Annotated in this window: 12 protein-coding genes; 2 read left to right on the top strand and 10 right to left on the bottom strand. The window is 64.0% G+C overall.

Annotated elements, in window-relative coordinates; translation table 11 throughout:
- Positions 1 to 2 precede the first annotated feature (2 nt).
- Entirely contained in the window at positions 3 to 1646 is a 1644-nt protein-coding gene (locus H7B90_RS03845; RefSeq protein ID WP_185134561.1) for a DUF1731 domain-containing protein, read from the top strand.
- A gap of 296 nt (positions 1647 to 1942) precedes the next feature.
- Here the strand turns inward: H7B90_RS03845 and H7B90_RS03840 are convergent, their stop codons facing one another.
- From H7B90_RS03840 to H7B90_RS03795, 10 genes are read right to left on the bottom strand one after another with little or no spacing between them, the layout of a single operon-like run.
- Positions 1943 to 3727 carry a DUF6382 domain-containing protein gene (locus H7B90_RS03840; RefSeq protein WP_185134560.1) on the bottom strand — a complete coding sequence of 595 codons (1785 nt, stop codon included), beginning with the start codon at positions 3725 to 3727 and terminating at the stop codon, positions 1943 to 1945.
- A 22-nt stretch (positions 3728 to 3749) separates the two neighbouring features.
- The gene (locus H7B90_RS03835) at positions 3750 to 4262 is read right to left on the bottom strand and encodes an A24 family peptidase (protein WP_185134559.1); all 513 of its coding nucleotides are present in this window, start codon (positions 4260 to 4262) and stop codon (positions 3750 to 3752) included.
- Positions 4263 to 4321: 59 nt separating this feature from the next.
- Positions 4322 to 5188, bottom strand: coding sequence for a hypothetical protein (locus H7B90_RS03830; protein WP_185134558.1), 867 nt, complete (start codon positions 5186 to 5188; stop codon positions 4322 to 4324).
- A 40-nt stretch (positions 5189 to 5228) separates the two neighbouring features.
- Positions 5229 to 7496 carry a hypothetical protein gene (locus tag H7B90_RS03825; RefSeq protein ID WP_185134557.1) on the bottom strand — a complete coding sequence of 756 codons (2268 nt, stop codon included), beginning with the start codon at positions 7494 to 7496 and terminating at the stop codon, positions 5229 to 5231.
- Positions 7497 to 7524: 28 nt separating this feature from the next.
- Positions 7525 to 8205 carry a TadE family protein gene (locus tag H7B90_RS03820; RefSeq protein WP_185134556.1) on the bottom strand — a complete coding sequence of 227 codons (681 nt, stop codon included), beginning with the start codon at positions 8203 to 8205 and terminating at the stop codon, positions 7525 to 7527.
- A 25-nt stretch (positions 8206 to 8230) separates the two neighbouring features.
- Positions 8231 to 8437, bottom strand: a complete 207-nt coding sequence (locus H7B90_RS03815; protein WP_185134555.1) for a Flp1 family type IVb pilin — start codon at positions 8435 to 8437, stop codon at positions 8231 to 8233.
- 37 nt (positions 8438 to 8474) lie between these two features.
- The gene (locus H7B90_RS03810; RefSeq protein ID WP_185134554.1) at positions 8475 to 9344 is read right to left on the bottom strand and encodes a type II secretion system F family protein; all 870 of its coding nucleotides are present in this window, start codon (positions 9342 to 9344) and stop codon (positions 8475 to 8477) included.
- Complete coding sequence (locus H7B90_RS03805; protein WP_185134553.1) at positions 9341 to 10081, bottom strand: type II secretion system F family protein; 741 nt, start codon at positions 10079 to 10081, stop codon at positions 9341 to 9343. Before H7B90_RS03805 ends, H7B90_RS03810 begins: the two co-directional genes overlap by 4 nt.
- Before the next feature lie 26 nt (positions 10082 to 10107).
- A complete protein-coding gene (locus tag H7B90_RS03800; RefSeq protein ID WP_185134552.1) occupies positions 10108 to 11331 on the bottom strand; it encodes a TadA family conjugal transfer-associated ATPase in 1224 nt (407 codons plus the stop codon).
- Positions 11294 to 12481: a P-loop NTPase family protein gene (locus tag H7B90_RS03795; RefSeq protein WP_185134551.1), complete on the bottom strand. Its 1188-nt coding sequence runs from the start codon at positions 12479 to 12481 to the stop codon at positions 11294 to 11296. Before H7B90_RS03795 ends, H7B90_RS03800 begins: the two co-directional genes overlap by 38 nt.
- A gap of 685 nt (positions 12482 to 13166) precedes the next feature.
- On the opposite strand from H7B90_RS03795, the gene H7B90_RS03790 reads away from it, so the two are divergent.
- A complete protein-coding gene (locus H7B90_RS03790; protein WP_185134550.1) occupies positions 13167 to 14519 on the top strand; it encodes a VPS10 domain-containing protein in 1353 nt (450 codons plus the stop codon).
- Positions 14520 to 14819 lie beyond the last annotated feature (300 nt).

The following is a 14819-nucleotide window of genomic DNA, read 5'->3' as shown; positions in this document are numbered from 1 at the left end:
GGATGCGCATTATCGTATGCGGAGGAACGGGGTTCATCGGGAGCGCGCTCTCGGCGGCCCTTCAGAACCGCGGGGACGAAGTATGGATCGTCACGCGACAATTGCCTGCGGCGCCTGCCGCGGGCTTTCTCTATGTCACCTGGGAGGAATGGTCGGAGAACCCGAACCGGCTCGGCGGCTGCGACGCGATCGTCTGCCTGGCCGGGGAGACGGTAGGCCAGCGCTGGACCGAGGAGGCGAAGCGCCGCATTCTCGTGTCGCGGACGCAGACGGCGCTCGCCATCGAGGACATCGTGCGCCGGATGGACGACCCGCCTAGAACGCTCGTGAACGCCTCGGGCATCTCGCTGTACGGGCATTCCTACTCTCCTATTCCGAAGGCGCGCAAGCGGAAGAGAAGCGAGCCTTCACGCGAGCTTCTGACGGAGGACCGGAGCGGCGCGGTGACGGCGGACATCGCCGGCATTCGCGGGTTTACCGCCAAAGATCCGGAGCCTGCGCCGGAAGCCGGATTCGATGATCGGCCGGAGGAGTATGGGGCCGCTTGGAGCGAGCTGCCGGGGAACGAGGAGGTTCGCGGCGACTGGAGGCAGGAGGATTCGTACGAATCCGTCTCAAGCGCAGGCGCCTACGACGACCGGAACCGCGATGACCGCGAGCGGGACACGAATGCCCGAGAATGGGACCGGGATGACCTTGGGCGAGAGCCGTATGGTCATGAACGGGATCGAGATGACCGTGGACGAGACCGGAATGACCGAGAACGGGACTGGGAAGACCCCGAACGAGACCCCTATGGCCATGAGAGGGAGCGCGATAACCTCGAACGAGACCCTTCTGGCCGTGAATGGGAGCGGGATGATCGCGGGAACGACTTCGGCCCGGATAGCAGTCCGTTCGCAGACGCGGGACGGGCGAAGTCCGGCCCATTCCGGGAGCTCGATTCCGCGGACGTGGCCGAACTGCTAAGATCGCTGCGCGCTTCGGCGGGTTACGGTCCGGACGAAGAGGACCGGCGGAACTTCGGCTCGCGGCCCGCTTCCGAAGCCGGCGATACGGACGGCGAAGAGCGTATGGGCCCGCGCGCGTCCGCTCCGCTCGACCCGTACGCCGGCTCCGGCTGGTTCGGCGAGGATTCGCCCGCTCGGCCGGAAGACTTCCTCGGCAACGTTATCATCGCCTGGGAAGAAGCGGTCGATAGGATCCCGATCGAACGGGTCGTCAAGCTGCGCATCAGCTTGGTCCTCGCGCGCAAGGGCGGCTCCTTCCGTCTATTGCGGCTCCCTTACCGGCTGTTCGTCGGAGGACGGATGGGCAGCGGGACCCAGGGGCTTCCCTGGATCCATATCGACGACATGGTCTCGCTGATCCTGTTCTGCCTCGACCGCGAGGACATCTCGGGGCCGGTGAACGCCGTCGCGCCCGACCCGGTCAACAACGACCAGTTCGGGCGCACGCTGGCGAAGGTTACCCGCCGCCCTCACTGGTTCCATGCGCCGGCGGGCCTGATTCGCCGCGTTCTCGGAGAGCAGTCTACGCTTCTGCTGACCGGGCAGCACGCGTATCCGCGCAAGGCGCTCGAACGCGGCTTCGAGTTCGCCTTCCCGCGCCTCGAGGACGCCCTAAGGGATTTGACCCGGAGATAGCCGGGCCCATGGCAAGAGGACTCCCGTTTTCATACGGAGAGTCCTTTTTTCTTCAACGACTGATCGTTTTCAAAGGTCGATAAAACGTAACGGACACCACGGACGTTACAGAGGCCGAATTCGCCTTTTTTGATTTTTACGGACACAGTTGCACCTATTTTGTAGAATATGCCTATTGGGGTCGTCTGCCGAGCCAATAAGTGCCGCAGTGTCCGTTGCATTTTGGAAACGGCCATTTTTCCCCGAATAACGGTTGTGGAGTCCGTTAAACCGGCCGCCCCCCTGCCCTAATTGCTTCATCCTCCTACCTTATAGCGGTAGAGGGATGAAGCAATCTGAATGCTGTCGTCCTTGTTCAGCGGATAACATTCGTACGGGGCCATGGGCACCCCGTTCAGCCAGCTCCCGTTGCGCGAGCCGAGGTCTCTCGCCTGCCACGCCTCTTCCCCGCGAACGAGCTCGAGATGAGCCCTCGAGATTCCTTCGGTCTCGTCCACGTGCTGCGCCGCTTCCCGGGAGCGCCCGATCACGAGGGTGTCGCCCTGCAGCTTGATTCTGCGCATCACTCCGTCATGGTCCCACTCCAGGTAAGGAATCGGCTTCGCCGCTCCCGTTCCGCTGCCGTAATTCGGTGCGAGGAGCGCCGTTCCTTCCTGAGCGGCAGGAAGCCAGCTTGTCTTCTGTTCTTCTCGTCCCCGCTCCTCCTCCCGAATGTCGTCCGCCCATCCGTCCGCGACGGGAACCTGCGATGGGGCGCCGAAGCCGCCGAACCGGCGAGCTCCCGGCTGACGCTCCGGTTCGGCCGAAGCCGCTCCGCCGTCGTCGAACGAATCCTCGTCGCTCCAACTGCCGCGTCCGCTTGCAAGCTCCGGGGCTTCAGAGTCCCCTTCTCGCCGCATCGGCCCGCGCCTCGTTTTCCCCTTCCCATCCTTCCACATGAAAACGCAAGCCCCGGCCGCAAGCAAAGTAACTCCTGCGCTCAGAAGAAGACCCTTGCCGCCGGGATGAGGCAAATAAGCGAATCTCCAGACGGCGGCCGTCGCGACAGCCGCTCCCGCAACCAGCCATATTCGGCGCTTCTTGGCGGCTTCGGGCGGCGAAGCCTCCCTCCCGCTCTCTTCTTCGTCCCATTCCGCCCCTTCTTTGCCCAGCAATCCGGACAAACTCTGCGGATCGGCGATCGGAGGCTGACGCCGAGACGGGGGATTCCTATTTCCTGTCTTCTCCAGCCCGTCACCGTCCGATAAGCCGGCATCGAGGCTCGCCTTCGTCCCTCTCCATCCGTTCGCTGTCTTCGCCCCGCTCGAATCGTTGGATGCCGCCCAATCCGCCGAAGCGGTCAGGGCAGCAGAAGGCTTAACCCGCGCGACCGCGGAGCTCCGCGAGCCCGCCCGGTACGCCGATTCGGACGAACGCGGAGGCTCCTTCGGAAGCGCGGGCCTGTAAGGTTCGGCGCTCCGGTAGTACGCATCCCCCGCCGTCTCCCGCAACGTCTCTCCCTCTCCCGCCGAAGGACCCGCCAAATATTGCCGGACGTACCGGCGAAGAATCGCCGGCGAGAAATCCGGCGATGAAGCCAATCGCAGAAGCTGCTGCATCGCGGATCCGTCCGGCGCCTCCACGTTCATCATCCATCGGACGATAAGCTTCTCCAGTCCGGACGAGACCTGCGCGGAAGCCGTCCGCCTCCACAGCGGCAAATAGACGAACCCAAGATCTTGCCAGCCTTCCCCTACGAAAATAAAGTCGTCCTCAAGGACATATCGCTCCAAATCGAGCATATAGTCCCGTCCCTGCTCCAACACCTCGGCGAGACGACACAACGCGCCCATCGCGTCTTCCATCGTCCACCTCGCGATTCGGAACGATTGCGACAGCATACGCCTTCCCGACAGGGAATAGCGAAGCGAGACGGCTCCGTCCAGCTCTTCGGTCTCCAGCTTCATGAGCCCCGGAACGTCGCAGCTCCGAAGCATTCTTAATTGAATGGCATCGATCTCGTCGACCGCGATCGGGGGCTCTCCTTCCAGAATCATCCGATGACCGCGCCCCTGTTCGAATCGAACCTTGTACCCGTTCATCCCCCTATCACTCCTTTCTCGGTTATCCTTGTAATGCCAACAGCACGTAGGCGGGAGCTACCGCGACCATAAAGGGAAACGTCGCGCTCCCCCGAAGCCGCCCGGGCGGCGGCGAAGGGGAGGAACTGGAAGCCGCCCCGCGACGGGCGATCCTTCCCGCGATTCGGCTGCGGCGAAGGGCGGGCAGCCGAAGCAGCAACAGCATGACGGCAATCCCGCCCGCGCACAAAATTGAGTAAACGACAAGCTGCCAGGCCGAAGCCGCGCCGGACCAAGCTCCGAACGCCGCGAACCATTTGACGTCCCCGCCTCCGATGCCGCGGAGCATGTACATGACCAGCAGCGGCAGCATTCCGGCGGCCGCCCCCAGCGCCGCTTGCCCGAGTCCCGCTAAGCCCGAAGCCGCTCCGTTATAGACGAGTCCGCCGACGGCGAATGCCGCCGTCAGGACGTTCGGGATCTCGCGTTTACGAATATCCGTCCATAGCGCGATTCCGAGCAGCGCGGTCACCGCCGCCCATACGTATGCGTTCACGCCGGCTCCCACCTTTCCTATCATCCTAAAAACGCATTTCTGGCGGCAGAATTCCCGCTTTATTCCCTCGTCGGCCGCACGACTTCGAACGTCCGGCTCAAGACGGCCCCGTTCTCCGGCCGGGCTTCCCACGTCCATTCGCCCGGGGTCGTGTTGCCGGAGACGTGCCAGGTCCACTTCACGAGACCGGATTCGTCCGCCGTCGCCGTGCCGAGATGCTTGGCTTGGCTTAGCCCGCTTTTGTAAATAACCGATAAGTCGACCGTCGCCCCCGGTTCGGCTCTCAGCGTAAGAGTGGCTTTGCGCCCCCGGCTGACCGGATTCGGCTCGAGCGAGACGAACGACAGAATGCCCGGTGTCTCGTCCCCGTCTTCCAGCTTGGCGGAAGAAGGCGATCCGCCGATCCATACCCGTTCCCGGGCCGACTCCGTCAGCTTCAGGCTTCTTCCCAAGAACGGAATCCGCATCGGCAGCCGGTATTCGGCTTCGACCGTCAGGAAGGCCCCTTCCGCTCCACCGTCGCCTTCGCCCGGAACGCCGACCGAGGTGACGGAGATTCGGGATTCGTCCAACACGGCTTTGTCCGCGAAGCCCTCGAGCAAGGCGCCGAACGCTTGCCTTGCGGCTATCTGCTCCAGCGACCAGGAGCCGTCCGCCGCTTGCTCCGCCCAATCCGAGATCGGCGACGGAAGGAAGGAGCCGTATTGCGAGAGCGTTCGCCCGACGCTCTCGAGCTTGCTCTCCCAAGCCTCGACCCGCTTGTAGGCGTCGGTCTCCCTCGCGGCATTCAGTCCGAGCGAGATCGGGTACCACTGGGCCGCCGCTTGCCGCACCGTCTGGGACAACGCGCCGTGCAACGCCATTGCGACGACGGCCGTCTGGATCAGATAGACGAGAAAGAGAACCGCCAGCAGAAAGACCGGCATGACGAGAGCGGCCTCGAGCGTAACGGACCCTCTCCCGTCCTTACTGATAGGAATCTTCCGCTTTGTAGGTAACCTCATAGCGCCCGTCTCGCACGACACCTCCCCAGCTTCCCGCTCTCTCCAGCAGCCGGGTCAATCCCGGGAAAAACCAGAGCCGAAGCGAAGCGGTCGCTTCGCCGCTCACGTACGTGTACGTTCGCTCGAAAGAGAGCCCCGTCGCGGCCTCCGTCACGGCGATGCTGCGGGCCGTGCGGCTTGCCGAATCCCCGTGCAGCAGAAGAAAAACACGCAAGTAATCCAGGTAATAGGTATCTACCCTCGCATATCGGGAGAGCGGCATCTTTCCGGTGTTCAGCAGCTCGTTCATGTCGGCGAGAGCGTGTTGGATCGCATAGACGAGCGCGGCCGCGAGCACCACCAAGGGATGCCCGTACGTCCGGCATTCGATCAGCCCTTCCATCGTCCGAATGGCCAACCGCATGGCGAAAATCTCCCCGTAAGCCGCGGCGATATTCCCGGAGGGATTATTCAAGCCGTATAGCACGTACTCCAGCTCCTGACGATCCGCCTTCGTTATTCCTTCGCCTCCGCCGTTCAGCATGTCCCGCACCTCCGATGGATTCGTATGCGTAAACCGGGAAGCCGCATATTCGGCATAGTAGAGAGCGTCCCGGCTTCCCGCCGCCGCGTCCCCGAGGGCGTCCATCCACCCGTCCGACGCGTTCATGGAATCGTCTCTCGCCTCTTCCGGATTCGCGGCCCGGCCGATCTCCTCCCGTCTCTCTTCCTCGGCTTCGTTCCATTCCATGTTCGCTTCCTTCAGCTTCCTTAGCCGGTCGAACGACTTGACGTCCTCCTCGTCGGCGCTGCCTCCAGTCAGCCCTCTCAAAAAAGCGGCCGCCCCTTGCCATTCCCGCCTTGCTTCCCGCTCCAGCTGCTTCCTCTGGCCTTCGGCAGACCGATGCTCCTCCAGCAATTCCCGTCTCCGCTCGACGATCGAACCGGAGTCGCCGTAACGCGAACGGTATTCGTTCCCGAGCGATTGTACGGTCCCCGCCGCGGAACGAAGCTCCCCGTCCATGCCGGAGGAGCCGGGCACGGACCGAAGGATGACGGATAACTCAGCGGCGGCTTCCGCTACTCTCTCTCCCTCGTCCGCCTGCTCTCCCAACTCTTCCCGGTACGCCGAGAAGAAGGATTCCTCCAGAACCAATTCCCGGACCGTCTTGCGCAGATCCGCCATCGAAGCGGCTTTGTCGTCCCCGATCGACGCATTAGGATCGATCTCCTCCGGATGTCCCGGTTCGTTCGCGATCGTCTCGGCCTCTTCCGCGATCCGCTTCATCTCGGCGTTCGCTTCGTTCGCTTCGGCGACGGCATCCCGTGCCTTCTCCAAGGCTTCGTTCGCCTCGGACAGCCCCCTCGGAGGCTTCTCCGCCATCGAGCGCGCCAGTTCCTTCACCGATCGCTCGTAGGCGGAGACGATGCTCGAATATTGCGGCTCTTCGCCCGAGGGAGGCTCCTCCGCGAACGCCTGCCCGCTCTCTTCGGCCCTTCTCTTCCGCTCGTCGTAAGCCGCCATCGCGCGGCTGTGAGCCTCGGCCCTCTCCTCATCGGACTGCCGCTTCCTCACGTAATCCGCGTACATCAGGGCGGCGTCCGCGATATGGGACGCTCTTCCCGCCGATTTGCCTCCGCCCAAGGAGACCGACGGCCGGGGAACCGAACCGTCCAACGCTTCGGACAGCTTCCTGCCGGCCTTCTTCTGCTCCTTCAGCGCTTGATCCAGAGCGGCTTCCCGCTTGTCGTACGCTTGGCGCATTCTCTCCAGCACGTCGACCGACGACTGCGCTTCCCGGAGAGCGGGAGCGATTCCCCGGAACCGGGATGCCAGCTCCAGCGTCAGATCGATCGGCGCCTTGTACTTCATCTCTTCGAGCACCTGCCGCCGGTACACCCCGTGATCGGCCAACGGGCGGCTCTCCATGACGCCGCTCTCCTCCCAGCGGGCGTCCACCATGCGGAACGCCCCGTCGGCCTCCGGCTCCAGGTTGCCCTCCAGCGCGAGCCGCATGAGCTCGTCCGCCGGGTCTCCTCCCCGCGCGAACAATCCGTAGCTCCCATATAGATCCGGATCGTAGGCGGACAAGACGGAGCGGGCCCCGGACTTGACGGCCAGCTCGGCTTGCTTGCGGAAGGCCGCGATCCGGGCGAAGTCGATCAAGAGCCCCGTCAGTAGGACGAACCCGGCGGTCGCGGCGATAAAATAGATCGACACCGATCCGGCGCGGCCCCGGTTCTCCTTCATGTTCTCTCCCCCCGTTCCCGTCCGGTTCTCACTCGGTCTTCCGCCGCAGCAGCACGGACTTCGCTTTGGAGCGGAACGAAGTCTCTCCATCCCCGCGGCTCTTCATCTTCTCGGCATAATATCGCACCAGATCGAAGGACCGGATGAATTCCGCCGGTTCGACGACGATTGCCGAGGGCGACGCCGAGATCGCGTTCGTCCCCCGGAACGCCCGAAGCGGCTCCGGCACCGCCGGCAAGACCGCTTCCGTCCGGATCCGGCGCACGAGATACTTGTTCTCGTAGTTCAGGCTCCCCTCCGCCGAGGAGGCCATCGATTCGGCGGGCGTCCGCAGCTTCCTTCCCGTCAGCGAGTCGTCCCCGGAGCTCTCGCCGGCCGGATCGCCCGACTCGGCTCCGTTCTCTGAAGTTGCCGTTCCGAACAAGCCCCCCAACAGGCCGTCGTCCAGCATGCGCCAGTACAAGCCGTCGTGGCTGCCTTCCGGATAAGCTCCCGTGCGAAGCTCCTTGGCCGAGTTGGACCAGTTGAACGCCGCTCTCTCACCCGCGACGGACGCCCCGTAGTACACGATGGCCTTCTGACCCACATACAGGGCGAAAAACAAGATCAGAAACGTCGACAGCAAAATGACGGGGAACACCATCGCCGCTTCCAGGGATGCCGAGCCCGCCGAGTCCAGCCGCAGCCGGGCCAATCGCAGCCGGGCCAACCGCCGTCCCCCGCCCGCTCCTCCGTTAGGAGAAGACATCTTCCGATTTGCGGTCGACTTTGTCGAACAGCTTCTCGAGAAATTCGATGATCCAGTCCTTGAACAGCACGGCGATCGCGATAATGACCGCGGCGATCAGGACGATCTCGAGCGTCCCGAGCCCTTCCTTGTTCCTCCAGAAAGCGACCAGGCATTGGGCGCTCCATCTTTGAAGCGTTCGGCTGTTATTCATCTTCCGCGTCCTCCTTATTCCTCTCGGTTCTCCAAGTTTAGTTGGCCATCATGAGCATCGACGGCGCCCCGACGAGCACCATGATCAGCAGAAAAATAATCGCCAGCGGAAAAGCCATCCGGGAAGACGCCTGCTCGCCTAGCGTCCTCGCGACCGCCTTCCTCCGTTCCCACAGCGTCCGCGACAGTTCCCGAAGCGCGGAGACGAAGGTCTCTCCACCGCGCCGCGAGTTGATCAGCAGCGTCGTCGCGAACAGCTTCGCTTCGGGCACCGCGCAGCGCCTCCCGAACTCCTCCAGCGCGGCGGCGAGCGGTTCCCCCCGCTTGACCGCGGCCAGGGCGGAAGCCAGCTCTCCATAGAGCGGATGGTTCCTCGCCGCCTCGCCCTGTTGCGACAAAATCTTCTCCAGCGCCCTCATCACGTTCTCGCCCGCGTTGACCATGAGCAGCAGCCGGCTCAGCAGCTCCGGCAGCTCCAGCACGATCGTCTGTCTCCGGCGTTCCAGCTTGCTCTTCAGCTCCTTGTAGCGAAGCGCGGGAAGCAGCGCCCCGACGATCGCCCCCAAGTACGCCAGCGAGGCGTTATCCGCCGAGATCGCGAGTCCTCCGCCCCCGAGCCAAACCGCGTAACCCAATCCCATCGCCTCGGCGGCCCAACCCGTCAGTCTCTCCTTGGAGCAAACTCCTCCATGCAGGGCGGCAAGGGCGATCTGCGGCTTCTCCAGCCAGGGAAGCAGCCGCCGGTAGACGTTCGGACGCCCGATCAAGGCCTTGGCGGGATCGTAGAGAAGATGAAGCTTCGCCTTCTTCTTCCCGCTTCTTCGAGCCTCCTTCCAGGCGAGCAACAAACACCGAATGTAGAAGATGAGAAGCGCTCCCCAGGCCAACGCGACCGCTATCTTCGTCATAGGCGAATATCCATGATGCGCCGCATCCACCAGCAGCAAGCCGCGAGCAGGAGCAGGCATACCGCGAGCACGACCCAGCCGATCCCTTGGTGCAAGCCCTCCATGTAATCGCCGGCGAACAGGCCAAGCAAGCCGACGAACGCGAAGGGCATTCCCATCATCAACTTCGATTCCATCCGCTTCTGCGCCATGAGCACCATAAGCTCCTGCTCCACCTCCATCTTCTCGCCGATCATCGAAGCCGTCCTCCGGACGACCTCTACGAGGTCCCCTCCGGCTCTCTTGCAGATCGAGAACACCTCTGCGAAGCTCCGCGCTTCTTCCAGCCCGCTCCGTTGCGCGAAGTCCGCCAATCTCGCCTCCAGCGGCTCGCCGTTGCGGACGCCGTTCACGATCGCCCGGATCTCCCGAAGGATGTCCGCCTTCGGATCCCCGATCAGCAGCGCGAGGTCGTCCTCGAGCGCGGCGATCGCGTTCTCGACCGAGCGGCCGGCCGACAGCAGGGACGACAAGGCGTGCAGCATCTCCTTGAAGGATCGCCGAAGTCGCTCTTGCCTCTGCTTGCGCAGGCGATCGCGCAGCCAACTCGGAGCGAACCATCCTCCCGGAGCGGCCAGAAGGGCGACGATCGGTAGATCGACCAGGAGCCAGGCGGCCAGGAAGCAGAGCAAGCCGCCGATAACGATCGCCCCGACGCGCTGCGCCCGGCTAAGCGGATAGTCCCTGTAATCCGTCATTCCGCTTCACTCCTCCCCATAGCCCCTTACAGCCCCGCGAATCTCAGCTTCGCCGTATTCTCCAGCTCGGCCGTCCGGACGAGCCCGCCCCGAACGGTTCCGTTCTTCTCGCCCTCCTCCTCGAACCGGAAGAGCGTCCGAAGCTCGACTTCCCCTCCCCGGCATCCCCGTACTTCGCAGATCTCGGCGACCCGGCGGGTCCGGTCGCGGAAGCGGCTCAGGTGGACGATGACGTCCAGAGCCGAAGCGATCTGCTGCCGGACGACGGATACGGGCAGCTCCGCCCCGCTCAGCACCATCGTCTCGAGGCGGGAGATCATGTCCCGGGCCCCGTTCGAGTGACCGGTGGACAAGCTTCCTTCGTGCCCCGTGTTCATCGCCTGCAGCATGTCGAGAGCCTCTTCTCCGCGCACTTCGCCGACGATGATCCGGTTCGGCCTCATCCGTAGAGACGCGCGGATCAGCTCCCTCATGCCGATTCGCCCTTTGCCTTCGGTGTTGGCGTTGCGGGTCTCGAGCGAGACCAGATTCGACACGCCCCTCAGCTGCAGCTCGGCGGCGTCCTCGATCGTGATCACTCTCTCGTCCGCCGGAATCCACTGGGACAGCGCGTTGAGGAACGTCGTCTTGCCCGATCCGGTGCCGCCGCTGATGAACAGATTGTATTTGGCCTGGACGAGCAGCCGCAGGAATTCCGCCGCTTCGCCCGTGACGGAGCCTCGCGCGATCAGGTCCTCCATTCCGAGCGGCTGCCTAGGGAAGCGCCGGATCGTGACCGTAGGCCCCTTAAGCGCGATCGGCGGCAGGACGACGTGCACCCGCGAGCCGTCCGGCAGCCGGGCGTCGACGATCGGGGACGACTCGTTGACGATCCGGTTCACCCTGCCCACGATCGCCTGAATGAGATCCTCGAGCCGTTCCCGGCTCTCGAAGCCGAACGGAACGGCCTGCAGCTCCCCAGCGCGCTCGACGTAGATCTCCCGGTGACCGTTGATCATGATCTCCGTCACGTCGGGATCGTCCAGGAGCGGCTGGAGCGCGTCCAGCCCCCGGAACGAATGGAACAGCCGGCTGACCGCCGCCGTTCTCTCCGCCGCCGTCATCCTTCTCGCCCGCTCCGACCGGAACAGCTCCGCTTCGATCAAGCCGCGCAGCTCCCCGTCCGTCACGGACGCGTCCCACGACAGCCGGGCCTTCACCGCTTCCCGGAGTTCAGCCAATTCGATAGGCGCCAGACCTGCCCCTTCCATGCGAGCCTCCTCTCCTCGCCGCGATCGGTTCCTCCCCGGCCGCAGCCAGACCGAAGCCGTCCAGCAGCCGATCGATCGCCCCGCTGAAGGAGGGCGCCTGGAACAGCCTTCCCGGCTGATCGAGCGTCTTCCACTGCGGAACGTAAGGCAGCAGCGCGGCCGGACCTGAGCCCGGCAGCGTCCAGCGGCCGGCGCCGGCCCAGGCCCCGGCGTGCTTGTTCACGACGAAGGCGGCACGGCCGGGCAAATCGGGCAGCTGGTCCTGCCAATAACGGAGAAGCTTGTCCGCCTTCCGCTGGGCGTGCGCGTCGTCCGTCGTCAGCCAGAGGACCCGCCCGCTCGCCGCCAGCAGCTCCCGATGCCAATCGCCGCATCCGCTGTCCGGGTCGACGACGATCAGATCGAAGCTCCCGGAATCCGCGATGGCGGACAGCAGCGTCTTCAGCTTCTCCGGCGTCATCGCCAGCCTCTCCGCGGGATGCTCCGGAGCGTCCAGGTAATCGGCGTGCAGCCCGGCATGATGCCTGCGCAGCCGTTCCCATTCCTCTCCTGCCCGCCCTTCGCCGGATTGGAGCGCGTACAGCAGCCGCGACAACGAGTCCGGCTCGCCTTCCCCGAACAGAAGATCCGTCGCGTTCAGCGGCTCCAGGTTCAAATAGAACGTCCGGCATCCTCTCTCGCCGGCTTGCTTCGCGAGGTTAAGCGCGACGGTCGTCTTGCCGGCGCCGCCGGACGCGGAGAAGACGGTCCAGATCTCGATACCGGAAGAATCCCGCCTCCCGCCGCCGACCCCGCCTTCGATCAAGGCGCGAAGCTCCGCGGAGAGCATGGACAACGGCTGGAATTGGGCCAGCTCGGGCAGCGCCTCTCCTCCGCCGCTCCCCTCACCGACGGGCGCGCCCGGCTTCTCCGCCAGAACGATCAGCTTCCCCCGATATCCGGCATCCCGTGCCGCTTCTCGAATACGAGGCAGCAGCGACGAATGGACGAGCAGCGCTTCTCCGCCGTCGGATTCCTGAAGGTGGCGGATAAGCCCCGCCTCCTGCGTGAACGCGGCCACCTCCCAGTCCGGATTGTTCTCCTTCAAATAACGGGCCAGCTTCGCCGCATACTGCGGCTCCGGCGCCGCGAGCACGACCCGGCTCGACATGGCGATCCCCCTTCCCGGACGCGAACGACAAAAAAGCACCGCAACTCCCGGCGCCATAGGCGCTGGAAATCGCGGTGCTTCCGCATCCGATTTTCGATTGGTATGGATACCATACCATTTTTATACAGCCTCGTCAACCGTCCTTTTGCATCCTCTCCCGACCGCTTCAAGAGTACGGGTACTCCCCTTGCGAATCCAGCCGGACGAAGCCGCCGTTCTTCGCCCGGACCGCTATGCTCTTGCCGGCCTCCGTCCCATCGACGGCATAAATCTCCGTACCCTTCGGAAAATAATTCGAGAATGTTGCTCCCGGACGAACTCGTTCCGATTCCTCGTCGCTGTATCGGCTTACGGTCCCGAGTTTGGCCCCCGTTCTCTGGACGGACTCCTTGGTTATGGAATATAGCCGGCCTTCCCACACGACAAAGCGAGAGTTCCAATCCGCCGACGAGCCCTTCCGGTTCCGGACATCATCGCTCCCGCAAGCCGTTATCCCGGTACAAATGGCGATCAGAAGCAGTGTGACAGCCGCTCTCACGGCCTCACCGTCCTTTCATGCAATCAGACGCGGGATTGGAAAAAAAGGTTCCGTTTTTCAAGTCTCCGTTAAAAAAGCCCAATTCCGGGAAATGCTAACGTTTAGCAACACGGTTCCCCGCATTAGCGAAGACAAGGAGAGATGACGTTGCTTAGAAAATATGCGCGGATTGCGCTGATCGCCCTGTCGCTGACGGCCCTGCCGACCGCGGGAACGGCCCTTGCCGCGGAACGGGGCCCCGAAGCGGCGCCCAGCCAGAGCCCCAGCCCCGCTCCCGCCCCAAGCGCAAGCCCTGGCCCGAGTTCCGGTACGAATCCCAGCACGAGTCCCGGTACGAATCCCGGCCGGACTCCCGGCTCACCCCCTGGCCACGACCACAGCCACGGCCATCGTCCGAGTCCGTCCCCAAGCCCGACGGCTTCCCCATCGCCGGCCAAGCCTGCAGTCAAGCTGACGCAGACCCAGTTCGTCGACGCGAACAAAGGCTGGGCGGTCGGAACGGCCGGCGACGATCCGCTCGCGAGAGTGTGGCGTACGACGGACGGAGGCTCCCGCTGGGCTTCCTCGCCGATCGGAGAAGGCGTCCGGAACGCGACGATCGGCATGGCGAACGCCGACCACGGCTGGGCCGCGGGCCCGTCGGGCTGCTCGGAATCGGCCGGATCGGCCGTCTGCTCCAAGCTGAACATCCTGCACACCCATGACGGCGGGAAGTCCTGGTTCGTCCAATGGTCGAAGGACGATCCCAAGGCGAACGCCGACAACCAGATCGAACCGGTGAGCGAAGGCACGGCGTACGTGCGGACCCGCTCCGCGATCTGGAAAACGACTGACCTCGGCCAGAACTGGACCGACGTCTCGATCCCCGGCGCCGAAGCGTCCCCGTACCGCATCTCGTTCCCGGACGAGGCGACGGGCTACGCGGCGGGCCGGCTCGGCTCCGCTTGCCCGGAGAAGGGGCTCGTCCCCGCTTCGGAGTCCGCCGACTGCCAGGTCGCCGTCTGGAAGACGAAGGACGGGGGAGGCAGCTGGAAGCGGCTCGCCCACGCCCCGCGCAAGAGCGGGGAATGGTATCCGGCGGACGTCAAGTTCGTGGATAAAAACAACGGTTACCTGCTGCTGGTCAACCCCGACACGCACGCTTCGATCTTGTACGCGACGTCGAATGGCGGGGTCGGCTGGAAGGTGCGGAACACGAAAATTCCCGGCATTCGCCCTTACCCGGTCAAGCTGGACTTCGTCGACCCGCGAGTCGGCTACGTGCCGCTGAGCGTCGGAGCCGGACCGGTCGATGGCGGCCTCCTCCGGACGATAAACGGCGGGACGACCTTCACGAAGCTGCAGGATCCGCGGCTCGTCAGCGTCGAGGACGCCGACTTCCTGACGGCCCGCCGCGGCTATATCGTGGCGATGAACCCGCAGCAGCCCGGCTCAAGCCTGTTGCTCGCGACGAACGACGGCGGCGACAAGTGGACCGACCGGACGCCTCCAGGCCCCTGACCGCGCCAAGCCCATCCTCCCGCGAGGGAAGATGGGCTTTTTTTTGATCGTTCCGTGCTGTACTTCGATATGTTGTGTTGCCTGGTTCCCGTTACGATCTGGGGAGACGGCTAACGAATCGAGGAGACGCTATTTCGCCCAAAATCAAGGATTTTTGGTTCTAACGAATCGTATAGACGCTATTTCGTGCTGGAAGCCCCCTTTTCCCCCGGGTGGCCCCAAATAAGATCGCTGGAGTTCGTTAGAGTATCAAAAATGCGCTTTGACGCCAAATAGCGTCTCCTGGGTTCGTCCCTCGTA

It is taken from the genome of Cohnella xylanilytica (genome assembly GCF_014212175.1).
Taxonomy (GTDB): Bacteria; Bacillota; Bacilli; order Paenibacillales; family Paenibacillaceae; genus Cohnella; species Cohnella xylanilytica.
This window is presented reverse-complemented; position numbering and strand designations above follow the sequence as displayed.

Bases quoted from the DNA above. Each gene is read 5' to 3' on its own strand.
- H7B90_RS03845 (WP_185134561.1), top strand. From the start codon at position 3: ATGCGCATTATCGTATGCGGAGGAACGGGGTTCATCGGGAGCGCGCTC.
- H7B90_RS03840 (WP_185134560.1), bottom strand. From the start codon at position 3,727: ATGAACGGGTACAAGGTTCGATTCGAACAGGGGCGCGGTCATCGGATG.
- H7B90_RS03830 (WP_185134558.1), bottom strand. From the start codon at position 5,188: ATGCCGGTCTTTCTGCTGGCGGTTCTCTTTCTCGTCTATCTGATCCAG.
- H7B90_RS03825 (WP_185134557.1), bottom strand. From the start codon at position 7,496: ATGAAGGAGAACCGGGGCCGCGCCGGATCGGTGTCGATCTATTTTATC.
- H7B90_RS03815 (WP_185134555.1), bottom strand. From the start codon at position 8,437: ATGAATAACAGCCGAACGCTTCAAAGATGGAGCGCCCAATGCCTGGTC.
- H7B90_RS03810 (WP_185134554.1), bottom strand. From the start codon at position 9,344: ATGACGAAGATAGCGGTCGCGTTGGCCTGGGGAGCGCTTCTCATCTTC.
- H7B90_RS03805 (WP_185134553.1), bottom strand. From the start codon at position 10,081: ATGACGGATTACAGGGACTATCCGCTTAGCCGGGCGCAGCGCGTCGGG.
- H7B90_RS03800 (WP_185134552.1), bottom strand. From the start codon at position 11,331: ATGGAAGGGGCAGGTCTGGCGCCTATCGAATTGGCTGAACTCCGGGAA.
- H7B90_RS03795 (WP_185134551.1), bottom strand. From the start codon at position 12,481: ATGTCGAGCCGGGTCGTGCTCGCGGCGCCGGAGCCGCAGTATGCGGCG.